Annotated in this window: 21 protein-coding genes; all 21 read right to left on the bottom strand. The window is 33.2% G+C overall.

Features of this window, described 5'->3' with window-relative positions; translation table 11 throughout:
• Positions 1-798: 798 nt before the first annotated feature.
• The 21 genes from V179_RS29160 to V179_RS0114095 all read right to left on the bottom strand — a co-directional run bounded on the left by V179_RS29160 (position 799) and on the right by V179_RS0114095 (position 25138).
• Positions 799-993 carry a helix-turn-helix domain-containing protein gene (locus V179_RS29160; protein WP_051404962.1) on the bottom strand — a complete coding sequence of 65 codons (195 nt, stop codon included), beginning with the start codon at positions 991-993 and terminating at the stop codon, positions 799-801.
• A gap of 73 nt (positions 994-1066) precedes the next feature.
• Positions 1067-2419: a hypothetical protein gene (locus tag V179_RS0113990; protein WP_028392015.1), complete on the bottom strand. Its 1353-nt coding sequence runs from the start codon at positions 2417-2419 to the stop codon at positions 1067-1069.
• A gap of 1262 nt (positions 2420-3681) precedes the next feature.
• Positions 3682-5256 (bottom strand): glycosyl hydrolase family 28-related protein, encoded by a 1575-nt coding sequence (locus tag V179_RS0113995; protein ID WP_028392016.1) that lies wholly within the window; start codon positions 5254-5256, stop codon positions 3682-3684.
• 1798 nt (positions 5257-7054) lie between these two features.
• Complete coding sequence (locus tag V179_RS0114000) at positions 7055-8275, bottom strand: lipopolysaccharide biosynthesis protein (RefSeq protein WP_028392017.1); 1221 nt, start codon at positions 8273-8275, stop codon at positions 7055-7057.
• 254 nt (positions 8276-8529) lie between these two features.
• The gene (locus V179_RS0114005) at positions 8530-9768 is read right to left on the bottom strand and encodes an O-antigen ligase family protein (RefSeq protein WP_028392018.1); all 1239 of its coding nucleotides are present in this window, start codon (positions 9766-9768) and stop codon (positions 8530-8532) included.
• Positions 9769-10001: 233 nt separating this feature from the next.
• Positions 10002-11201: a glycosyltransferase family 4 protein gene (locus V179_RS0114015; RefSeq protein WP_028392019.1), complete on the bottom strand. Its 1200-nt coding sequence runs from the start codon at positions 11199-11201 to the stop codon at positions 10002-10004.
• Between the two features lie 506 nt (positions 11202-11707).
• Positions 11708-12694 (bottom strand): ATP-grasp domain-containing protein, encoded by a 987-nt coding sequence (locus V179_RS0114020; protein WP_028392020.1) that lies wholly within the window; start codon positions 12692-12694, stop codon positions 11708-11710.
• 33 nt (positions 12695-12727) lie between these two features.
• Positions 12728-13360, bottom strand: a complete 633-nt coding sequence (locus tag V179_RS0114025; protein ID WP_028392021.1) for a sugar transferase — start codon at positions 13358-13360, stop codon at positions 12728-12730.
• Positions 13360-14475, bottom strand: coding sequence for a DegT/DnrJ/EryC1/StrS family aminotransferase (locus tag V179_RS0114030; RefSeq protein ID WP_028392022.1), 1116 nt, complete (start codon positions 14473-14475; stop codon positions 13360-13362). Before V179_RS0114030 ends, V179_RS0114025 begins: the two co-directional genes overlap by 1 nt.
• A 196-nt stretch (positions 14476-14671) precedes the next feature.
• The gene (locus V179_RS0114035; protein ID WP_028392023.1) at positions 14672-16492 is read right to left on the bottom strand and encodes a polysaccharide biosynthesis protein; all 1821 of its coding nucleotides are present in this window, start codon (positions 16490-16492) and stop codon (positions 14672-14674) included.
• 109 nt (positions 16493-16601) lie between these two features.
• A complete protein-coding gene (locus tag V179_RS31325; protein WP_200868671.1) occupies positions 16602-16760 on the bottom strand; it encodes a hypothetical protein in 159 nt (52 codons plus the stop codon).
• 19 nt (positions 16761-16779) lie between these two features.
• Entirely contained in the window at positions 16780-17547 is a 768-nt protein-coding gene (locus V179_RS0114045; RefSeq protein WP_034301168.1) for a tyrosine-protein phosphatase, read from the bottom strand.
• Between the two features lie 120 nt (positions 17548-17667).
• Positions 17668-18354: a CpsD/CapB family tyrosine-protein kinase gene (locus V179_RS0114050; RefSeq protein ID WP_028392025.1), complete on the bottom strand. Its 687-nt coding sequence runs from the start codon at positions 18352-18354 to the stop codon at positions 17668-17670.
• Positions 18341-19057, bottom strand: a complete 717-nt coding sequence (locus V179_RS0114055) for a YveK family protein (protein WP_028392026.1) — start codon at positions 19055-19057, stop codon at positions 18341-18343. Before V179_RS0114055 ends, V179_RS0114050 begins: the two co-directional genes overlap by 14 nt.
• A 33-nt stretch (positions 19058-19090) precedes the next feature.
• Positions 19091-19432, bottom strand: coding sequence for a helix-turn-helix domain-containing protein (locus tag V179_RS0114060; RefSeq protein ID WP_028392027.1), 342 nt, complete (start codon positions 19430-19432; stop codon positions 19091-19093).
• Between the two features lie 111 nt (positions 19433-19543).
• Positions 19544-19744, bottom strand: coding sequence for a hypothetical protein (locus V179_RS0114065; RefSeq protein WP_028392028.1), 201 nt, complete (start codon positions 19742-19744; stop codon positions 19544-19546).
• 780 nt (positions 19745-20524) lie between these two features.
• Positions 20525-20719 (bottom strand): hypothetical protein, encoded by a 195-nt coding sequence (locus V179_RS0114070; RefSeq protein WP_152534736.1) that lies wholly within the window; start codon positions 20717-20719, stop codon positions 20525-20527.
• Positions 20720-20743: 24 nt separating this feature from the next.
• Positions 20744-20992, bottom strand: coding sequence for an anti-repressor SinI family protein (locus V179_RS31715; protein ID WP_034301173.1), 249 nt, complete (start codon positions 20990-20992; stop codon positions 20744-20746).
• A 1028-nt stretch (positions 20993-22020) separates the two neighbouring features.
• The gene (locus V179_RS0114085; protein ID WP_051405027.1) at positions 22021-23052 is read right to left on the bottom strand and encodes an NAD(P)-dependent alcohol dehydrogenase; all 1032 of its coding nucleotides are present in this window, start codon (positions 23050-23052) and stop codon (positions 22021-22023) included.
• A gap of 74 nt (positions 23053-23126) precedes the next feature.
• A complete protein-coding gene (locus tag V179_RS0114090) occupies positions 23127-24098 on the bottom strand; it encodes a substrate-binding domain-containing protein (protein WP_028392031.1) in 972 nt (323 codons plus the stop codon).
• A 62-nt stretch (positions 24099-24160) separates the two neighbouring features.
• Positions 24161-25138: an ABC transporter permease gene (locus V179_RS0114095; RefSeq protein WP_028392032.1), complete on the bottom strand. Its 978-nt coding sequence runs from the start codon at positions 25136-25138 to the stop codon at positions 24161-24163.
• Position 25139: the final 1 nt, after the last annotated feature.

Below are 25139 nucleotides of genomic sequence, written 5' to 3' on the forward strand. Positions count from 1 at the left end.
TATGACTAACGTCACACCCCTTTTGAATTATTAATTGACAATATGACTACTCCCTAAGCTTTAAGTCCTAACTTTAAATTAATTTTCTATTTATTACATTTAATAATTGTGAATATTATACTATATGAAGCAGAAATAAAATGTCGAATTATGCGAATTTTGTATTCTTTCATAATTTTCAACCTGCTATAATAGCTACAACCAATGTTAAAAGACGATTAACTTCCAACATTTCTTTTGAATATAAAACATAACTTTAAAGATATGTTTTATATAATAAAATCGTTAGAGAATAATTTTTACCATCTCGGATATTAATTATTCATCTATTATCAAGTCGTTTCATCGAAATGACTTTTCCGAAAATGCTATGAGGGGAACTGACTTTGTCAGTAGCCTATGCAACTACCATCCGTACAAGCCCCTCCCCGACTTTGTGGAACGGCTTAAATTTTATAATTGAACCAAAATTTTCGGAAACGCTCTTCTCTAGCCCTTACACGAGTGACCCCTTAAACGACCACCTACTAAAGTAGGTGGTCGTTTATGTAAGCATTCTCCATGCGTAAACGTTTTAATTCTGCTTGTAATGCCTCTACTGTTCCTTCAGCTGGGTTGTTCCTTCCTTTCTTTTTCATGGATGGACGCCCCTTTTTATTTGGTTCTAGGGCATCCGTTCCTTGTTCCTCAAAAAGCTTTCGCCATTTCCGAATCTATCGACGAGAGGGAATATTAAAAATCACTGCAGCTTCATACGAAGACGCCCCATGTTCGTTCATATAATTAAGTACATCTAGTTTAAACGCTGCCGAATAGTTTGTATAGGTTGAAGAAAGGACCCGCGATACCATGATTGTCATCATATAAGGCAATCCATTTCTGTACATCACTTCGAGAAACATTAAACAATCTAGAGAGCGCTTTTTTACTACATATATTCTGTAAATAATGTTCTACCACACTTAGTTTAAATTCAGTTGAGTATTTTGCCATAAAGAAACACTCCAATCGTTAGATTTGGTGTCTAACAATTGGGGTGCAGTTCAACATAGCAGGGCTTTACATCCTACTCAATCAAACCAAAGCCTCGCCAAGTTCCTGAATTGCCTGCCTTAATACATACCCACCCGATATATCTACCAGATATCGGATTGGAATTATACACTTTATCCCCTAACTCCCACGTCCCTGTTGTAGGAGCGGTTGTATGTCGCCAGTTATTAAACATGTTAGATACTTTCATTTGTGTATGATAAATGTTTGGCTCTATCTTTATTAAGCTCAAATAATTAAAAACCTGTCCTAACGTTGAAACTCCTGTCTGTATTCGATATTTAATGTATTTTACGGTCCCATTTGGAAATACCGGTATTCCTGTAAACTGGGAGCCTACATTAGTTCCGAATTCATAAGCACCAGTAGACACGTTAAATATGCCTCCTGCTAGTGATGTAAAGTTGGTCTGTTCGGTTAACAGAAGGTTTTTATTAGCATCATACGCATACATATAAATTAAGAATAAGCTTTTGTCGGATTTTGCTATAATGCCGAATGGATTTATTAATTCAATTAAGTCTGATTCATATAACAGTCCATTAGTTTGCATTATCGTCAAGTCATATTTGTTTCTTTTTAAAGTGGATAATGCATAATTTTCAGATTCAGAATTGATATTAAAAAAGGTTTCTTTTCTGTGGAATGTGTCTAAATTAGACACAACTTGATTATTAAGCCCTCTATTCGTGTAAGGTATTTCCACCGAATTCCTTAAATAGCTATAGAGAGTTGATTGCCAACTTCTAAAAATGATATTATCACCCGTTCCTTTTTCAAACGTAATAGTATTATTCCCCTCCATACGTACATCGTAAAAATAATTTGAATTCCCTTTGTTGATTGTTAACGTGAATCCTTCTAACATTGTTCCATAAAAAATATTGTTATCATGGTGGTAATTCCCGTCTATAGTAATGTTATTCATTCTTCCACCATAAAATTTATTTTCATTTATCCATCCTGCCTTTACACCTTCGGAAAAGATCCTAAATGAGTCGATTTTTCCTAATGTGAAATTGTTATAAGCAGTAAATTCTTTTTTAGGGTTGTCACCATGTGCGTATATTTCCATTTCATTCGCTTTGATGACCTCAATCATTGAAGAATTAAGACCACTAAGCCTTAATAGTCCATTCGACACATTTGTAATCTTCCAATCGCAAGGTGCTAGATAAGAGTCATAACTAATGTCTAAAACTTTTCCAGTCGCCATGTTGATCGTTCCATCAAAAATAATATGCTTCACACCGGTAATAACGATATCTTCTGTGCATTTATAGTTACCTGCTGGTAAATATAGTGTGAGGTCATTAGCTTTTGCAAACGCCGCAGCATTTATAAAAGATTGAGTGTTATTTACCACACCATCACCGACTGCTCCAAATTGTTTTTCTATGTTTAAAACTTCTATTTGAAATCACTCCATTTTTATTTCCCTAGTCTCTTATTTTCATACATTTCACATATGGGTTCATTGCAGTACTTCTTGTCCAGATATTATATGTTTCATACTCTAGCCTTGTGAATTCTATGAAGCCTATTATTCTAATTTTCTTAATCATATGTACATACTTGGGTACCTTGAAAAGATACAGTACCATCGGTGGCAATCATAAGGGAAAACTGGATATTAACTAACTACTGCAGTAGATGAAGCAGCATTTTAGTAAGACGATTGGGCCGGCTAAAGCTTTTAAAAACAACTCCTCCACTACTATTTTTCGTTTATTTCCGGAGTTATGAACATAAAATTATAAAGATTTAAATAATTACCATAATTAACTATACGGTGTGTGATTACCATACATATCAAAATACCAAGTATAATCAATGAAAATTAGCCTTAATTATTTGATTTTACGCAATCCTGTAAGAACCAATCAATTCCTATACGTACGAATAATCGTCATCTTGAAAGGTGATTTTTCTGTCTATACGAAACGAAAAACTGAGTGGGTAATTTTGAATAATGTAAAAAAGTAGGGATGAGGTTGTGTAATTGATGTGGCATTATCACTTTTTGTAGTTAAACGTAAACATAAATAAGTATCTCAGACGTATTTGTAAGAAAGTTAGCACTAAGAACTTTAGAAGGAGCTATTCTGTTAGAAGCTTTTTCGGGGACTTATACAAGGGCAGAACCGGGAGCAGTGCCTATTCTTCGTACCTATCTGGTGGAAGAGCTTAAAGGCGAGGAACTCAGTCGCTAGGACGGTACGTTATTTTCCTGAATTTACAAAGTATTTTCGTCCTTTGGCAAACTTGCGCTATGTCCTAGAATGTACGTCATTATCAGTCGAATTTGCTGAAAAAAAGCCGGAAGATGTGACGGATTTTTACCGAAAATGCAAGTGTCAAATAAAGTTCACCTGTTTTTCAGGCGGCATTATTTGACACTTACTTTTAATCATTTAATATAGACACCTCGCATACGCAATTATCACGGATTTAAATTATTCAATTGGCATACAGAATAATAAAATCAATTACGCTCTTTTTAAAAACATAATTGTATTTTTGACTAGCATTTTCTTTACTCACAAGGTACCCATTATTTAACTAAGATGTGATCATAAACTATTTTAACTTCATCTTTCCTAGCATGGTTCAACTTTAATTAAATACTTATACTACAACCCAATCTTTTCCCAATTCGTGATTTTTCCCTGTAGTCAATCGCCTCCATAATAGAATAGTATTATTTGTCCCAACATTCCAGACAATATCTCCCTCCTCCCAATATCCAGCTGAAGGGATTTCAGTATGGGTCCATCGCTTAAACTTATTTGATATTTTTATTAGAGTTTGATAAACGTTTGCTTCTATCTTAATTATATTTAAATAGTTGAACACTTTACCTTTAGTTTTACTTCCTGTCCGTATTCGATATCGAACGAATTTAACGGTTCCATTGGGAAATAGTGGGACTCCCGCATTTTCTATTCCAACATTTTCATCAAAGCTATAAGCACCTGTCATTGTGTTGAACTTCCCATCAGATAGCGCTGTAAAATTAGTTTGCTCAGTTAATATTAATTTCTTATTTGCATCATAAGCGTATAAATCAATAAGGAATAAACTTTTATCAGATTTAGCTATAATGCCAAACGGGTTTCTTAATTCTATTAAATCCGTTTCAAATAAAACTCCATCGGAATTAGCAATTGTCAAATCAAATTTATTTTTAGTTATAACCGACAACTTGAAGTTATTGGACTTTGAATCAATATTAAATATAGTATCTCTCTTATGAAACTTGTCCAAATTTGAAATAATATGATTATTAAACCCGTAATTCTTGCAAGATGTATTCACTGAGTCTCTTAAGTAGCTATATTGGTTTGCTTGCCAACTTCTATATATCACGTTATCACTTGTTCCTGCACCAAAAGTAACCGAATTATTCCCTTCTAATCGAACATCATAAAAAAAATTTGAAGCTCCTTTATTTAAATCAAGTGTAAATCCTTCAAGCATTGTTCCATAAAAAATATTGTTATCGTGGTTAAAGTTTCCATCAATTACAATATTCATAATTCTCCCTCCGTAAAATTTGTTTTCATTAACCCAACCTGCTTTAGCACCTTCAGAAAATATTTTTAATTTATCAATCTTACCTAAGATGAACGTGTTATAAGCAATAAACTCTTTTTTTTCTATATCACCATGAGCATAAAGTTCTAACTCTTTAGCTTTTATGACTTCAACTTTAGATGAATTAAGACCACTTAACACCAGTTTGCCATTTTGAATATCATATATTTTCCAATTAGCTGATGCTAAATAAGAATCATAGAGAATTGTTATAGCTTTCCCTGTATCCATTTTTATTGAACCATCAATGATAATATGCTTTACACCTTCAATAACAACATTTTGTGAACAATAATAATTACCTTTAGGAAGATAAAAACACGTGTCATTATCCTTCGCATAAGTTGCTGCTTTTAAAATCGCTTGATAATTGTCTGTTACTCCATCGCCAACTACACCAAACTTCTCCTTTACATTAACGACTTCAATTTTAGAATCATTTAACAACCTAATTTTATCAACAATAGAATTGTCATCCTTACCTTGATCCATAGTCAAGTCGTGTCTTTGTAATATCATATCTTTTCCCTCTCTTTTAATAGAATAACCAAAAAAGAAAGCAAACATAATTATGAATATATTCCGCAAAAGAATTCTCCTCTTCATTTTATCTCCCTCCACCTCATTTTTTAACTGCTTTTTAAAAATGTATTTGGAAAATGGAAACCGAATCAAAAGAAAGACAAAAATACGTTAATTAACAAGACAAGATAAATTACTTATTCTTTTTACTAGAGTCTTTATTACGAAGAATATCACCAGTAAAGACAATAATTCGAGAATCTCAAATACCAAAATATGTTATTAAACAGTTTAAGTAGATATTTTATACATACTTTATCAAAAGAACAGACAACATGAAATTAACTTGATACCCAAAAGAATTTATACAGGTTGATAAAGAAAGCGATTGAGACTGGATATGAATCACTTGTAATTTATCGTTAAGAATAGTATCTAGAACTCACATTCTTGCGCGACTTAATAAAAAAGGAAAACAATTAGTGATGGAAAGCCCGCACAAGGTTTTAGTTTCGCAGTGGATAACTAGATATTATCTAAATTAACATTAAAGAATAAATATTAGGAAATCTTTTACTCATAATACCCCTATGAATACCGCAAACTGACAAACTTATTAAGATGTAAATATCATATAAACTTCAATAAAAAAGAGATTTATTGCCTGTGTAATGATTTAGTGTTTTTTATGTTACAGATACAAAGACTAGTGCCAATCCCAAACAGTTAGAAATCAGTTTTTAACAAATAATTATGAATTTTTGAAGGAGTATAACAATCTTTTCTACGTTATCTCATTTGTCGATTTAAACAATCGAATCTCCTTTGGTTTAAGCTAACTCTATTCAAACTCTTTAACAAACCTACTCAAATGACAATAACACCAAATATGAATTGGCTAATTGAATCTTTTTATAGAATCTCTGAAGATAAATGTTTTAGTAGATTTCAATGTATTACTAATGAAGCAGTATAGAATGGACTTCTAACTTTATGATCTTTATAAATGCAGGACACCATACTAGTATTTTTAGATATTCCACTTCATGGATTTCATCAAAAGAATCAGGCAGTATCATTTTAATAGAAATATGTATGTAAATGGAATTGTAATCTTTTATTCCGATTTCGGCATTTTTCTTTAGACGTGTAATAAAACAAACTCCTTCAAAGAAGTTTTTATCTTATCGAATTATTATAGTCCAAATACCCTCAACCAAAAAGATAAATGGTATCTGAATCAATATGGACCAATCCATTATTTTAGTTCGATCTGAGTGTTAGCCGTTAAATAAACGAAAAATTATCCTGAAATATAAATATATACATAACAACTATTCGTAAATGGAACAATCCCCTACTTTGGTTTTACGGAACGTCGCCCACGGTTTTGGGCGATATTTATGGTCGATAAATCGATTAGATGAAGATACCAATTCATAATGAAACACTTTCTCAAAAATTAATAAGTTGACTTGTTTTCTAGAAAGTTAAGAAATACTGATCCCTTCCAAATCAATATTCTTCTGTATTTCTTCCTCATCTTTGGACAGCTTTGATTTACGAGTTAAGCTTCCAATTCATTAATTTGCCCTAAAGCATTAACAGGATTATGGAAGCTGCATATTTTTTAACGTATTTGTCCACATCAATTTAGAAAAAATTTTCATCAAGTACTTTCAAAAGTTCATTTACTGTATATTTTTTTGTTAACCTTGTCGATGAATTCTCCTTGTAGTTATGGATTCGGTCAGGACTACCAAACCTAATTATATGATTTTATTTTTATACCTAAAATGATTTGATTTCGTCAACAATTAACCGAACTTTCAGTTTATTAACCAAATGTTTTTTAACAAGTTAAAATTACTTTTATGAAAAGTTAATGTTCATGGTAATATTTGTTTAAACTAATTAGTATACAAATAAACAATACAGCGCTTGAAATAGCATTAGCAATAGCTACACCCATTAAACTATATTTGATACACAAGAAAATAGACAAAATAATTAGCATAATCCCATACACCAACAATAATTTGTTATAATACTTAGCTCCCATGTATTTCATTACTACAGGTTTAAGAATACTAACTCCCCCCATAATTGCAGCTCCTAAACATACTGGTACAAAAACACCCTCTATTTTTGATAGGAAATTGGGGTATAAGATTGCAACAAATATCGGTGTTGTTATTAAGCTCAATACAAAATATAACACTGTTACAAAAATGGATCCTAAAACAACTAATTTGATAATTCTTCTATTACTTACTTTCTTTTCACCTGCTAATTTACCTAAAATAAAGTTTGAAAGCGGGTTAATAATAAAGCCACCAATTTTAGATGATATTGCTGCTGAGTAATATAAACTAACATTAGTAGCACCCAATATTGGATAAATTACAAATCTATCATAATACATTAAAGAATAAGAAGCCCCATTATTTATAATTAAGTGTGTAGTATTATTTAAATTGAGGCTACTGTTATCCTTAAACAATTTAAAAAAATTGTTTTTGTACATATGTAAGCAAGAAATGCTCACTGAAAATACTTCAGCCACTAGAAATACAATTAACCAATTTTTTTGAAAATAAAGAAATAAGAGTCCAATTAACATCCCGAAAAAATAGTATGAATTTTGTTTAAAAACCCAATTATGTGCATCCTTTATGCGATATTCCGAGAGAATGAAATATCTTATACTACCCAGCAAACATATTATCGAATAAATAATACTATCAATATAACTATTAGAAAATATGTAAATATAAACAATAAAACTAATCATAACTAATACTACACTACTTTTTTTAAGTATCTTTAGATAGATAGAATTATAAGCTTTCTCGTCTAACAACCTAGCACTTCCGATACTAAAACCAAACATAGAAGTAATGATATTACTAATTCCAAAAACCATAAGTATTTTTCCAAATTCATCAACATCATAAAATCTAGAAATGATTGGTAGAGCGATAAGTTGTTGAGCCAATATTAACAATGAGAATGAGAGAATATTAATTACAAACTCAACTACTATAGTTTTATATTTTTTGAGCAGGCCCTTTACACATTGTTGATTTATTGGTGTTATCAAGCAGGAACCCTCCTGATTTTATTGACATATAGACTTTTTGTAATATCCCAGTTCTAATCAAAATAGACCCATTCGTTCGAACTGAAAATATATAACTGCCTTTACTAGTTCATACAATTCAGTATTCAACAACTTGTTAGTATACTAGATAAAGTAATATAATGTGAATCATTAAATTCATATACATTTGTATTTCTTATATAAACATCATTTTTACGGTGGTCACATTACACAAAAACTTTTCCCTTTTGATGTCATAAATCTTTTACGAAACTATTTGCATACAAAAGTGGTATTGTTATAAAAAAAAGTCTAAATAGAGAGTCAACATATCCCATAGAAAAAAAAGAAGCACTTTCGAAGAATGCGTAGAACAATAGCGCTGATAATCCGGAAAGAAAAATAATACTGGTTACGTTATCTTTTTTATAGATTCTAATTACTTTATTTAGAACAAAAAGAAAGATAAGTAAATGAAGTAACAAATCTACGATACCACCACCAACCAGTGTCTCAATATAAAAATTGTGAAATTGATTTGGAAATCCCATATTTGTAATTAAACTTGCGCTAGTAAGATATCCAGTTCCAAATGTCCAGCTTGATTGATCTAGTATTTGAAAACCAGCCTGCCAGATTTCACTTCTCCCGCTTGTCCCATTCTCTTTTCTAATAAAATTCTCAGCTATAAAATTATTCACTTGCTCATTAAAATAGAGTATGAAAAATATTAAAGTAACAGAAATAAAAGTCATTATTTGCGTCAAGACTTTTTTTCTAAAATATATAATAAGAAAAATAAAAAGAAATATACATAACGATGCAATAACAGTTCTTGAAATTGTTGCAAATATATTTAACCCTAAGATCGAATAACAAACCAAGTAAAATATTGTTTTTTTTGTAAAGTACAGATATGTATTAGCAATCACACAAAAAAATAAGAATTGCGCAAAACTATTTCTATTTGTAAAAAAAGAATCAAAATTTACCTCATATGGATTATTGATACTAGTAATACTTAGTATACCACTGAAATTAACTATCATATTATATATACATGCTATAAGACCCAACATTAATATGGATCCCATAAAACTATCTAAACCTTTTCTAGAAATTCTAAACTGCGAGGGAATACATACAAATACCAGTACGCTAACAAATCGAACTAACACATTAATAAAATCAAAGTTATCAATCGTAGTACCTGTTAGTGCTGAAACGAAAATCGTAATGGCTTGAGAGGTCATAAAAATCCAAGCAAAAAGAAAGAGACTTATATTAAGTTTTATTTTAGTATGAGTAATAAAATAAAGTAGCAATATTATTACCTGAATAAAAAACATACTTCCTACTGCAATTGTATAAATTATTCCCTCACTAAAACCAGGAATCAATATTGTAGATATCAAAATAGGAGTCAAACTAATAAGTATGATGTAAAATAAAATAAGCCCTAGCTTATCATTGGATTTAACTTCTAAAAGCACATTAATACCTCACCTTCAAGTGTTGCTCCCATTTTCATGTCAGTTTTATTTATTAATAATAATGAGGCAATTTCATAATTCAACCAATGAAAACGAACTTTATTATAATAATCTTTAAAAACAAACAAAAAGACAAATAATATAATAAATTTCAAGTCTAAAATTCTTTTAATACTCGTTTAATTTGAATGTATCAGCCTTTAGAAAATTGATTTTAATGCCCCTTAATTCTTTCATTCTAGCAAAATTTTGGGAATTATCTTTTGATAGGTTATATTCCTATCAAATTTTTCCTCAGCCAATTCTCTATTGTTTTTGCCCATTTTTTTTCTTAACTTTGAATCCTTAAATAAAAATAATAGGTTTTCTGCTAGATTAATTGGATTCCCATTTTCACAATTTACTCCAGCATTATACTTGGATATCAATTCCCGATATTCTTGGCTTTCTTGCGTGTTTATTACTGGTAATCCAGCTGCTGCATAGTCACCTACTTTATTTATTATGCTGCCTGCAGAATTTGACCTAATAGGATTTACAGCAATATCACATGATTTTAGGATACCTACCATCTTTTCATAATTAAGTCTTCCAGTAAATTCAGCATTAACTCCCTTTACTATTGCATACTCTTGAAATCGGGACATTAATGGACCATCTCCCATTACGATAAATTTAATTTTATTTATTCCCTTATCTTTCAAATTAGATAAAGCATCGATAACCAAGTTGATATCATAGCTATGTCCTAAAGTTCCAATATATGCGAGCCATATTTCATCAAGGGGCTTGCTTACCAAATTTTCTTGTGACACCTTATCAAAATAAGCAAGGTCCGTTCCAAGGAATACACTTAATCCTTTACATTTATTATTGACAGTCAATGCCCTACTTTTATATGTTTCAGAAACGGCAATTACTTCATCAGCTGTTCTGTATATATAATTTGCTTTTTTATTCATAGGGTAATATAAAAGATTGCTAACAACAGGGATGTTAAATACCATTTTAAATGCTTCTGGCCATATATCTTGAATATCTATTATAAATTTAATTCTATTTTCTTTTGCATACTTTGCTGCAGCATACGCCACATCTAATGAGGGAACTGCACAGTAAATTATATCTGGTTTCTTTCTCCTTTTAAGATAGCTATTAAGATTTTTCCCAAATACATAATGACTATAAAATCGTTTTAACGATACATTTTTTTGATATCCATCTTCGTGCAACATTGTCAATTTATATTTCATTTGTTCTAGTTGTTGTCCATTAACCATTCTATGTTTTTTTGTCTCATGCGAAAAATCTGTTGTTACTAATTCAACACTATGATTATAATCCGCTAACATATTAAGGATATAGGAAAAGCGCCCATTCCCCTTTTCTCCGGGAACATGTGTAAAGTGTGCTACAATTAAAATATCTTTCACCTTATTCATCCTCGTGTATTTAGTAGTAAAAGCTCTTTTAAGAAGATGTTTAGTCTAGTCTATCTGAATCTTCACAAATCACTTTAGAATCATATAGAAATTGGAATACTTTCATCTTAGCTATCAACTAAAACCCTTCCCCGCAATCCGTATAGAAATCAAAAGACAGTGGATTAGATTGGAGTAAATATTCATTAGATCATTAATGTCAATAATTGTTCTGTTAGAGATATTCGTAAATACATATATTAATGAACTACTATACACATCAAATCGCTTTGTAATCACCTACTTTTTGCGCCGTTAGGCACTTATAGCGCAACTTGTCGAACGATGCCCTCCTCTCCATTAAAGTGCACGTCTTGTCTGTTTACATATCCTAGGGTGGCTCTGGCAGACATGTCACTATTTTTTGTCCAAAGTGTCTCTGAAATATGGCAGAGCTGTCACTTTTGCATAGCTTTAATCAATTTATTACAAGACACCGAATTTTAATATTATACATTTTATAAACTAACTCTAATTAATTCAGATTTCCTCTTTATAACAACGCTATCATACATCATCATTAATACATCCTCTTCATAGTTACCAAATTCGGCAGAGTTCTCTATACCATTTAGATTGTTTAAGATTAATTTTATAAAATCTACTCCGCATCCATATGAATGTAAGTATGCACCACCGAACCTCGGATTAATCTCAGACAAGTAATACTCCCCATCCTTATAGAAAAAATCTATATCAATGGGGCCATTGAATTCTAATTTTGATGCAACATCAACAATTATTTTATTCAGCTTTTCGTCTTTAAATGATATTGTCTTATTAGCACCTCCTATTTTAGTCTCAAGCTTCTTCTTTGAAAATATACTTACCGGCCTGTGACTAATCGTATCAACATACACATCAGCATCCAAATCAACTCCATCCATAAATTCTTGAATGATTAGTTTTTCTGATTGGCTACAGACTGACATTAACTCATCATAGTCTTTTATTTTCATCGCTCCCACACTAGCACTACCAGTACGGGGTTTTACAAAGACAGGAAAACTACATTTTTTTTCCTTATAAGCTCTAGAAAAATCATCTAAACCATTATAGGTCTTCACTGTTTTAATGTCATTTTGGACAAGAAACTCATACATTTTATATTTATCAAAACACAATTTTGCTGTTTCTAAATAAGGTGCTAGTACCTCAACTCCTATTTCCTTGAATTTCTCTCTGTTCTCTGCCAAAATTTCAATCTCTGGATCTATTAAGGTCGTAATCGCCTGTATATTTTCTCTTACACAGATATCCAAAAGGATATCCACATATTGCTCCGCGTAAATTCGTGGCACTATATATTGTTTATCAGCAAAATATAAGGCGGGGGCTGTATTACTATTATCTATAGCTACAATTTTTGAATCATTACCTAAAGACATTTTGAAGTTCTTAATTAACTCGGTACGTCTTCCCACACTACAACATAAAAAATTCATGACTACTCCTCCATCTTGCCTAATAATCTGTATTTAGGATTTTTTATTACCCTGAAAAGCTTCCATTGTAGCATCATTCTGAGAACTAATACCTTCTCGTTTAAAAACTTTTGCAATTGTTTTCATTATAATAATTATGTCATTAATAAATGTAATATTTTCTATATACTCTATATCAAGATGAAACCTTTCTTCCCAACTGATAGTATTTCTACCATTTATCTGAGCTAAACCAGACAAGCCCGGTCTTACTTCGTGACGCCGTTTTTGATACTTATTATAAAGAGGCAGATACTGTACCAATAAGGGCCTTGGACCTATCAGTGACATATCCCCTTTTAAAATATTAAACAGTTCCGGTAGTTCATCAAGGGATGTAGATCGTAAGAATCTTCCAAACTTAGTTAACCTAACACTATCAGGAAGTAGTTCTCCATTCTTATCTCTTTCATCTGTCATCGTTCTAAACTTATACATTATAAAAATTTTCTCATTTAACCCTGGCCTTTTTTGCTTAAATAATATCGGACTACCTAACTTCACTCTTACAATGATAGCAACTATCAAAAATATTAGACTGAGAATTATAATAGCAATCAAAGAAAGTATGAAATCCATCGATCTTTTTATAAATCTTCTATAAAAATCACCATTAGAAGATTCCATTATTTAAACCACAGCCCTTTAATAATCTTTACCACTCTCTCTAAATCCACAGCTGTCATCTTCGTATCTGAAGGTAAACACACACCATTCTCGAACAAATTCTCGGAAGCATTCGATCCTACAAAATCATACTTTTCAAAGAAAGGTTGCATATGCATCGGCTTCCAAATCGGCCTTGACTCAATATTCTCTTTTTCCAAAGCTTCCATAATATCAATCGGTCTAACTTTTCCATTTAGAGTTATCGAGCTTAACCAATAATTTGGCTTATTCCAATCATTAATAGGCATGAACTCGACTCCATCAAGTTCACCTATTTCTCTCTTATAAAACTCAAAGATATACTTCTTTTTCTCGACTCTCTGATCAAGAACTTTTAACTGTCCTCTACCAATCCCAGCAACCACATTACTAATGCGGTAATTAAATCCTAATTCGCTATGCTGATAATGCCTTGCTTTATCTCGGGATTGAGTGGCCCAAAATCTTACTTTTGCAATTCTTTCTTCATGATCAGAAACGAGCATACCACCTCCTGATGTAGTGATAATCTTATTCCCATTAAAAGAGAAGATACCAAAATCTCCAAAAGTACCTGTATGTTTTCCTTTATAATAAGCACCTAAGCTTTCAGCAGCATCTTCAATTAAAGCAACATTATGTTTCTTGCAAAGCTCTACGATCTTATCCATATCAGCAGAAAGTCCGTAAAGATGAACAATTATTACCGCTTTTACATTCGGGTACTTTTCAAAAGCTTCTTCTAAAGCTTTAGGGCACATATTCCAAGTCTCATAATTACTATCAATAAAAACAGGTGTTGCATTTTGATAAATAATTGGATTTGCTGTAGCCGAGAAAGTCAGTGTCGGACAAAAAACAATATCCCCTTCACCAACTCCTACTGCTTTAAGTGCCAAATGAATAGCAGCAGTACCAGAAGACAGTGCCGCAGCACTTTTAGATCCAACCTTAGCTGCTAATTCTTTTTCAAATTGATTTACGTTTTCCCCAAGAGGAGCAATCCAGTTTGTATCAAAAGCTTCCTTTACATATTGCATTTCATAACCTTCATCACTCATATGCGGTGATGAAAGAAATATTCTATCTCTCATTGTTTAAACGTCCTTCCTTTTGTTATGTTACTTCTATGCTAATTGAATTTAATATAACTATATTTTGTAGCTTTGTAGTTAATTGGATTATAGTGGACCCCATTGTCAAGACACGGATTTTTAAAAGTTAAGGTGTATTCATCTTTTCATCATGTGTCCATGTGAGCGTCGGGGTGCTCATGGTTCCCCTTTATAACTACTTTGCTACCAAATATACTTTGTTCTTTCTCCGATTAGCTAAATTTATAACAAATTCTTTAAGTTCTTTTGAGGATAAATCATCATGAAAACTTAGAAGATAATGCAATTCCTCTTTTTGTTCCAAAACTGCTTTTCCAATAAATATCTTCGGATACACAGCCTCACCATAAACTTCATTCTCCCCTAATAGTTCTTCAAACATTTTCTCACCAGGTCTGATTCCACAGAATTCAATTTCAATTTCCTCAATTGTATAACCAGATAATTGAATAAGGTTTGACGCTAAATCAACAATCTTAACGGGTTCGCCCATATCTAATACAAAAAGTTCTCCTCCTCCTGCAAGAGAACCAGCTTGGATTACTAATCGAGAAGCTTCAGGTATGGTCATAAAATATCTTGTCATGTCTGGATGGGTAACAGTTACAGGTCCACCTACTAGAATTTGCTTTTTGAATAGAGGTATCACACTGCCCCTACTTCCAAGTACATTCCCAAACCTGACGGCAACGAATCTTGTTCGACTTTGCTGGTTCAGCTGCTGTATAACCATTTCTGCAATGCGCTTCGTAGCTCCCATCACATTTGTTGGGTTAACGGCTTTATCTGACGAAATCATCACAAATGTGCCAACACCATATGTGTCAGCTGCTTCTGCAACATTTTTCGTACCAAAGATGTTATTTTTAACAGCTTCGCGTGGATTATTCTCCATTAACGGAACGTGCTTGTGTGCAGCAGCATGATAAACAACATCTGGTTTATAATTATCCATCACATCAAAAATCCTTTCTCGATCTTGAATGTCTGCGATAACTGGTACTATCTCAATGTGATCTGAGAATAACTTTCTTAGTTCCATATCAATCTGATAAATACTATTTTCTCCATGTCCGAGAAGAATTATTTTTTCAGGAGAAAATCTACATATTTGTCGGCAAATTTCAGAACCTATGGATCCACCGGCACCAGTTACTAGAATGGTTTTACCTGTAACATATTCCGAGATACTATCAATATCTAATTCAACCGGCTCTCTACCTAATAAATCTTCTACCTCCACTTCTCTGAATTGATTGACCGCCACTTTTCCTAGCATAATATCCTCAATCATAGGCATAATTTGTGTTTTGGCAGTCGTTTTCATACATTCCTCAAAGATGATCTTCAATTCTTTTTTATTTAAAGAAGGAATTGCGATTACAATATTATCAATATGATATTTTTCTACAATTTCAGAGATTTGTTTAGAACTGCCCACAACAGGAATACCTAAAATGTCTAATTTTTTCTTATTCGGATCATCATCAATAAATGCTACTGGATTTAATTCTGTATCATGATTATTCAAGAGCTGACGCACTACCATCGTTCCTGCTGATCCAGCACCTATAACCAATGTATTTTTGATTTCCGTTTGATTTTTTACGAAACGGTCACGAAACATCCTCCAATAAAAACGAGAACCACCAATTAGAAGTACGTGTATCATCCATGTCAATGCTAAAGCTCTGACATATACATCTTGAAACACCATCACTTGAACAATCACCGTTACAATGATAGAAAGGGTTACTGCTTTAACGATAGAGACTAATTCTCCGATGCTTGCATACTCCCATGCCTTTTTATATAGTTTATAAATCGAAGCAAAGATATGATGGCTAATTAATAGTGAAACTGAGCTGAGTAAGAGTGCAGTTAGCTTAAATATTTCTAAATATGGATGCAGTACTAAATAGCTTACATAAATAGCTGATAAGACGATTAGGGAATCTAATAGAGCTAATAATGTTAGTCGCTTCTGGTATGCCAACCAAAAACCCTCCTTTAATAATATTATTGTATGCTGTCTTACATCTATGAATAAATTCTTCTATGTCTTCCCCCCTATAATTAGATGATTTAAAAGAGTTCTAAAATTATTACTGTGCTGCTTTACTCTTTAGTAGCACTTCTTTTCTTTTTTTTATTGAGTTAAATTGTACCGTCTCTAATTGAGGTAATTGGACTAAAGGTGCATCTTGTCTTATGTAACGTATTGCCTTTTTTATCGATTTTGGATAATCTTCAAATCTTTTCATATTTATCTATCCCCCACTTCTAAAAAATACCCAAAAGCTTTTTCCTAATTGGCATTGGTTGTTTAATGGAGATGCTTTGGCCATCCAGCACTGTTTGGGCATTTTCTTTGAAATACAATGTACGATCTATTCCATATGTTTTTGTGATTGTTTCATAAGCCTCTTGGAGCGTGAATCCCCTTGAACCAACATTATGCGCATCCGTTGCAATAAAATGGGCTTGGTGATGTTCAATGATCTTTTCCGAAAAGGATTTAATCTTTTTGCCAAACAGACCAATTACACTTCCAGAAGTGAGTTGGGTTAATGCACCCTGCTGAACCAATTGATAAAGGAGTTGAGGATCTTCTATTAATTCTCGATTTCTTTCAGGGTGAACAATAATTGGTGTTATTCCCTTCATTAATAGCTCGTAGACCACTTCATGTGTATATATGGGTACATATCCCGATGGTAGTTCTATCAATAGGAATTTTTCCCTATTATTAAGGGTCAGGACTTCCTCCATTTCCAGTGAAATCATTAAATGTTGATGGATTCTTACTTCTTGCCCCGGGTAGATCGTCAGAGGAATCTTCTCTTGTTGTAAATGCCTATTCACCTCAGCTACCTGGAAAATAATCTCTTCCTTCTTATTTACATATTGCCCATTCATATGATGCGGTGTAGCAAATAAATGGTTAATTCCAGCTCCTACCGCCGTATTCGCCATATCCAAACAGCTAAGCAGGTCAAGGGCCCCATCATCAACTCCAGGTAAAATATGACAATGCAAATCGATTAACACTAACAAGACCCCTTTTCAAATCTAAGATGAAAGAATGGAATTTCCATTTAAAAAACCCGCAAACTTTTTCATAACCAGCAGTAGTTGCATTGGCATGAGTTTCATTTGTCGGATTTCTTTTTATCCATATTGGTAGTAGTCAGCTTTAGATTTTACTTCATTCACTACTACTCCAAGTATTTGTGCCTTCGCTTTTTCCAGCAATTCTTTCGCTTTCACAGCACCTTCTCGAGATGTCTTTCCACTAGATACAACTATGACGACACCGTCAGATTTATGTGCCATAATTTGTGGGTCTGTGACAGCAAGTACAGGTGGTGTATCAAACACTACATATTCGAACTTCCCTTTCAGCTCTTCCATTAATAGTTCCATAGATTTGGAATCTAATAGTTCCGAAGGATTATGCGGAATAGGGCCACTAGTCAAAATATCCAGATTGGGTACGTGTGTATTGGAAATCGCCTTATCTAGGCTAATCCTCTTAGTCAACACGCTAGTCAGTCCATGAATATTATTGACGTTAAATGCATAATGAACAGAAGGTTTCCTTAAATCGGCATCTACAAGTAAAACTTGTTCCCCTTGCTGTGCTAAGACAATGGCTAAATTGGCTGCTGTTGTCGTTTTCCCATCTGAAGGTTCAGCTGATGTTACGACGATTGATCTGATTTCTTTATCTCCAGAGGATAAATGAATATTCGTTCTGATTAGTCGATATCTTTCAGTAATAGGTGATTTAGGACTACTATGCGCAATTAAGTTGACTTGCTTTACCTGTTTTTTTTCCCATTTAAGACGCAACATGTTCACTTCCTACTTTTTGTATTTTAGATCTTTGCTTTCCTGGTGAAAATTTGTGAATCGATCCTAGTACCGGTAGTCCGAGGTATATTTCAACATCGCGCTCATCTTTTAACGTGTTATCCAAGTACTCTAATAAAAAGGCTAATCCTATACCAACCATCAAACCAACTACCACCGCTATACTAATATTCATTAATGGGTTGGCACCGACAGGAATGGGATTCACAGCCTTTGCCAAAATGGTTACATTGTCGACGTTCATAATTGCTGGGATTTCCCTTTGAAATGTTTCAGCTACTTCATTTGCAATTTCTACTGACATTGCTGGATTACTATGTTGAACAGCTAAAGAAAAGACTTGGGAGTTATCTTGGCTATTTACGGTAATTTTTTGATTAAGTTGCGCTACGCTTTCTGTGAGATTAAGATTTGCTTTGACTTTATCCAGTATAGCGGGACTTTTTATGATCACACTATACGTATTAATCACATCTATATTGACTTGTAATTGTGTGGCGTCTATCTGATTGTTTTCGTTTTTCTGATTTACCAAGATTTGTGTTGATGATTGGTATACAGGTGTTAATACAAAATAAGAAATGCTACCACTAATTAACGCTGCAACCACTGTCAGAAACACGATTAACCTCCAACGTTTCTTAAGCGTATTAAAAATATCACTAATGCTAATTGTTTCCTCCATATAAACCTCCAGAAAATAAATTACTATTGAATTTTATTTAGTATTCGAGTTTTGGTTTTGCCATTTAATAAATTCAATCAAGGTTCTGTATTGTTTGATATCGTTTTTTTCCAATCCTAATTCTTTTAGCTCATTTACAAAGTCGACCCATTCTTTCTCGTTATATGTATCCTCGTCCTTGTCGGTCTTTAATAATGTTTCGAGATCTACGTTTAAAACGGCTGCGATCTTTAACATGATCTGGAGCGATGGGTTCTTGTTCAGATTACGCTCGATATTGCTTAAGTAAGATTTCGATATATTTGTTAGTTCCGCAAGTTTTGAGAGGCTGTATCCTCTCCTTTTTCGTATTTTTACAATATTTTCCCCAATCATCCAATTACCTCTTTATTCTTGTTTTAACGTATACTTGATGAACACTGATCTTCCTCTTACTTCTCCACCATAAGAATTAGTTTCACGATTTAAGTGAATCCCCCATTCCCTTCATATTTTCACTTCTAATTCATCGATGTAAGAAGGAGTATGATTTATTCCTACCTCTTGTTCTGAAATCGCAGCTATAAATTGTTGCTTAATTTCTTCAACTAAAATTGTTACTGTCATATCTTTTACTTCATTTCCTCGGTGATAGGCATATGTTAAAATGTTTTTAAATGTTTCTTGATTTAAGAAATCTGAATTCAATATTCTTCACCATTCCCTACTCTATTTCTGCATAGAAATCCCTGTTATCGTTTTAGGTGGATTTTCTACCTGATTAATACTTTTTCAAATACATTTCATCAGGAAGAAATAATTTTGGAATACGTGCAGAACTTAATGCTCAGCATGTTAAAACTACATTTTGTTATGTACTAGATGTCTCTGAATATAGAATAAACTACTGCATTTCCAACAAATTTTTCTATACCTGACAGCTCCTTTTCTAAACCAACTATTAAAGTACTAAATTACGAATTCCATTTAGAGATTTCATAATTTAATACTTTAATAATAAAATGGGGCATTTAACCCCGCCTCTCACCACACTCTTGACGACTTGCGTCTAAGGTTTATTTCAACCCACAGCGTAATCGAGTGCCTCCATTTATAGTGGTAAGGAGACATCACCAAACGAATAGACTTTATTAAGTTTATTTTTGTTCTCAATAACGAACGTAAACGCAAAAAAAATCTACATTAATTATTACTATACAGTGAACTTCTTTATTTATTATTTTTCTTCTTCACTCGCTCTTACTGAGAACATTAAAATGACTATCCGTCTTTCATTTTTTCCACTTACGAAAATTTCTTTATAAAGAACACAATTAGTGATAAATAAAAAATAATCACTAAATAGAACCGCTTTGTTCATTATAAAGAACTACTACATTTTTAAATTACCATCTTCTATATAATCTGTCAACTCTAATTCAAAATTCCCCCCACAAAAAATACCATAAAACAAGTATATCTTTTCTACTACTTATGACGCTGCATAAGTAATATATCAAGCTTTGTTTCAATACGGTTTAAAGTCTCCAAAAGAGTTTCTTGTAATTCAGACTCTTTATTATTGTTATTTCGAGCTGTTTCGAACATCCATTGTTGCTGGTATCTCGATGCCTGTATAGATTGGTTGTTATTTTTTTTATTCATTTCTTCCAATATTCTCACTTCCCCTATGTCATAAAAAGTTATTTATTTAGGTTTTAGCTGCTTTTCGCTATCCATATTATTGGAGTTATTTGTAATGAACTTCCGAACTTCTTGAATAGATAACCCTATTTTTTTCGCTTCTTCTATTAAAGAGAGCCATTCTTGATCTATATCCTTGTCCAATGTATACAATCGTCCCATCCCCCAATATAGATTCTGACATTCTTTTTCCCCATATGATCGACTTTTTGTTCTTATTCGAGAAAATTCGTTCTTTATTAAGAATATCATATGTCAAATTTCCTATATTTTCAATCTATTAAAAATAATTCTGTCAATTTTTTTCTCAGCAAAGTTTTCTGATTTTAACAATATAGAAATGTATATGGAATTTACTTAGACATTAGTTGGAATATCAACCATGATGTAGAGTTTTTTTACAAGTAAAGGAGGTTATTATAGGACTTCGCAAAAGAGAGTAGAGGCTGAAGAAATCTCAAAACGTGTTTAAATGATTAACAAACAAGTTTATTCGGCTTGCTACTAGCAAGAAATTCATATTGAAAACATAGAAATCATTTGACCGTTTATGGCTGAAAATGAAAAAACGCCGATTTAGAGGCTTTTTTAGAAAAAAGCTGATAATCAATTAATGAACTGCCCCGTAAATGTTAGACACTAAACAAATTTAAGGCGGAAGCTAAAGTAAAAATGGTTTTACGTTATCTAGATGACAATGAAAGTATGAATGATATCGCAAAAGAGCAGGAAGTAAGACTCACGATATTAAGTGGTTGCCATCATGAGCAAAAAGCAATGATTCTAAAATCAAAACTACATAAAACATGAAGAGGCGTTTGGGTAACCAGACAGCTTTTTCTATTTTCAACTTTTATATGAGGATCCGAGGAAAAGCATAACCTTTTATTACGCTATATATATATATACCCCGAAGATCATAATACAGCACAAGCTACTATTGCTAGTTACACCCATTTGGACGCGTGTATGAACTCTACTTTTAACATTTGCGAGCCGCATTTCAGATTTACGCGCCGGATTGTGGACGTTACTTTACATTGCATAAAAAAAGGAATCCACCTTCAGTATTATAAGAAACTACCTCCCAAGTATCTGCTTCAGGAAAATACATAATGATGCGTTGATCATGATTGTAATAGACACTCATGGAGATATTTACAAATGATAATCTAGCAAAAAAGGAGAGCCGATTACCAAAGGTAATTGCTCTCCTTTTCTATTTTCCTATGAACAAGATTATTCGGGGAATGACAGGTACGAGAAACAAGTACCCTAGATTAAGGATTAATCATAATTTTCAATGTATTCGTCTTATCATGAATAGCCTTTTCAAACGCTTCTTTCACGTCAGTGAGTTGATATTGATTTGTAATCATTTTCTCAATATCAACTTCTTTACTAGAAAGCATTTCAATGGCTTTTGGGTAGGTATGATGGTAACGGAAGACACCCATTAGATCAATTTCTTTATCAATAATCTTACTAATGCTGACAGGTACTTCATCTTGAGGGGACATTCCAACAATGACGACTCTTCCGCCTCTTTTGACCGATGAAATCGTTCCTTGTACAGCTTTCGGATTACCGGCTGTTTCAATGGCAAGATCGACTCCAACACCATTCGTATATTTCATGACTTTATCGTCAAGATTGTCTTCGGATAAATTGATTGTATGAGTTGCTCCCATTTCTTTCGCTACATCCAAACGACTTTGCTCTAAATCGACTCCGATGATCGTTTTTGCCCCAGCCATTTTTGCCGCTGCTGCAGTTACTAGGCCAATGGGTCCCATTCCCATAATCACAACCGTTTCTCCAGATTGAAGTTTTCCTCGGCTAATGGCATGGATTCCGACTGAAAATGGCTCAATTAGTGCTGCAGTTTCATAGCTCATGCTGTCTGGAATAGGGAAAACTAGATCCGCTCTCATGGCAATGTATTCACAGAAAGCCCCATCATAGGGTGGCGTAGCAAGAAACTCTACATGTGGGCATAGATTATAACGTCCCTCTTTACAATGATCACATTTTCCACAAGTCGCCCCAGGTTCGATAGATACACGCTGTCCCACTTGAAGTTCCGTAACCTTTTCACCAACTTTGACAATCTCTCCTGATGCCTCATGTCCTAAAATAATGGGTTTTTCTACAATAAAGTCGCCAATTTTCCCATGCTCATAATAATGAACATCTGATCCACATAACCCTACCGTTTTGATTCGAATTAAAACCTCGTCAGCTTCTGGTGTTGGAATTTCCCTTTTCTGTATTTCAATATTTTTTACTTCGGTTAGTACTGCAGCATCCATCGTACTTTTTATATGTTTAGAATCATCTAGATTCGGCTTTTCAATTATCACGTAGACCACTTCCTCTAACAAAATTATTTTAGATATTCATCAACATTTTCATCTGTTACTAGCTCAAAAGGAATTTCATATTGTTTCTCAATGGTTTCCCCTTTGGCTGCTTTCACTGCCATATCAACAACTGTTTTGCCTTGTTCTATTGCATTTTGGTACACTGTTGCAATCATTTCACCTTTTTTGACTGCTTGAAGGGCATCATTAACCCCATCAACACCTACAACAGGTACATCTGTCATACCTTTGGCACGTAGCGCATTGATTGCTCCAATTGCCATTTCATCATTTTGAGCAATAACGGCATTAATTTTATCACCGTGTGTTTGAATCCAGTTTTCCATAATGGTCATAGCCTCAGCTCTAGACCAGTTTGCTGTTTGCTCTGCGATTAATTTAATGTCTTTATTTTTTTCTAGAATATTGTCTATTCCTTCACGTCTTTTTGTTTGGCCAGTTTGTCCAATTGGACCTTCTAATAGAACAACATTCCCTTTTCCACCTAATGCATCTACAATTTGTTGTGCTTCTGTTTCACCCGCAACAACATCTGGAGAACCAATATAAGAGTTTAATTTTTCAGATGTCAAGAACGCATTAACGCCTAATACCGGTGTGCCTGCATTAACAATCTCATCCACAGTTGCATTTAACGCTTCTTCATCAATGGGGTTCACAATAATCGCATCTACTTTTTGACTTTCTAAGTTTTTTAATTGTGAAATAGCTGTGCTAACATCATAGTTTCCATCCATTACTACAAGGTCTACCCCTATTTCCTTCGCATGCGCTTTCATTGCTTCCGTTAGATTCGTTGCAAATTCTCCTCGTAGACCATAAACCTGAAAGCCAATTTTAATCGAATCAGAATCTTTCTTTTGTTTGCTATCTCCACTACCTGAACTTGTTTCAAGATTGGAGCTACAAGCAGCGACCATTGTGGTCATGATTAATAGAACGAGCAGTAATAGTGACCCTTTAATTTTTTTCATAATAAATTCCCCTTTGTCATTTAAATTTTATTAAAAAAAGGTTATCCCTTCTCTTACCCTATTTACACTCTCTTACGATCTACTAAAACAGCAATAATAATAATTGTCCCTTTAACCACTTGCTGCCAATAAGAAGAAACAGCTAATAGATCTAATCCATTATTCAAAACGCCAATAATCAGTGCTCCTACTAACGTCCCCCATAAACGGCCTCGTCCACCAGCTAAACTAGTTCCACCAATAACAACTGCTGCAATCGCATCTAATTCATAAGACATTCCAGCTTGTGGTAAACCTGAAGAAACACGAGACGTAAGCAAGACACCAGCAAGACCTGCAAGTAATCCACTAATACAATAGACAGACATTAATGTTCGATCAACATTCAGCCCAGATGTTTTTGCAGCGTTTTCATTTCCTCCTACAGCATAAATATGTCGGCCTAATTTAGTACGATAGAGTAATACACTACAAAAACCAAAAACAATTAATACGATCCAAACAGAAATTGGTATCCCTAAAAACCCACCTGTTCCAATGACCAAAAACGAATTGGACAAACCAGAAATCGGCCGACCATTACTATAAATATACGTAAGTCCCCTTGCAATGGACATGACACCAAGTGTGACAATAAAAGGAGCTACTTTCCATTTTGCAACAACAAGTCCATTAACGAGGCCAAGAACAAGGCCAGTTCCCAAACCAGCAGCTATTCCAAGAAATAAATTTGTATCATTTCCGGTAACTAATGAAGCGGTAACAATCCCTGAAAAAGCTAAGATGGAACCTACAGATAAATCAATTCCTTTTGTTAAAACAACAAAGGTCATACCAATAGCTAGAATGGCATTAATCGATACCTGTTTAAAAAGATTCAACATATTAGAAGTAGTTAAAAAGTTGGGACTTAATATCGTGATGACAATCACCAAAGCAGTTAGAGCAAGTAATATGCCATATTCTGATAATAAGTGGCCAAACTTTGGACTCTTCTTTTTGATTAGTTGTGTGTTGTTTGTAGACACATGGCTATTCATA

The sequence above is a fragment of the Bacillus cihuensis genome (assembly GCF_000504145.1).
Lineage (GTDB): Bacteria > Bacillota > Bacilli > Bacillales > DSM-1321 > Peribacillus > Peribacillus huizhouensis.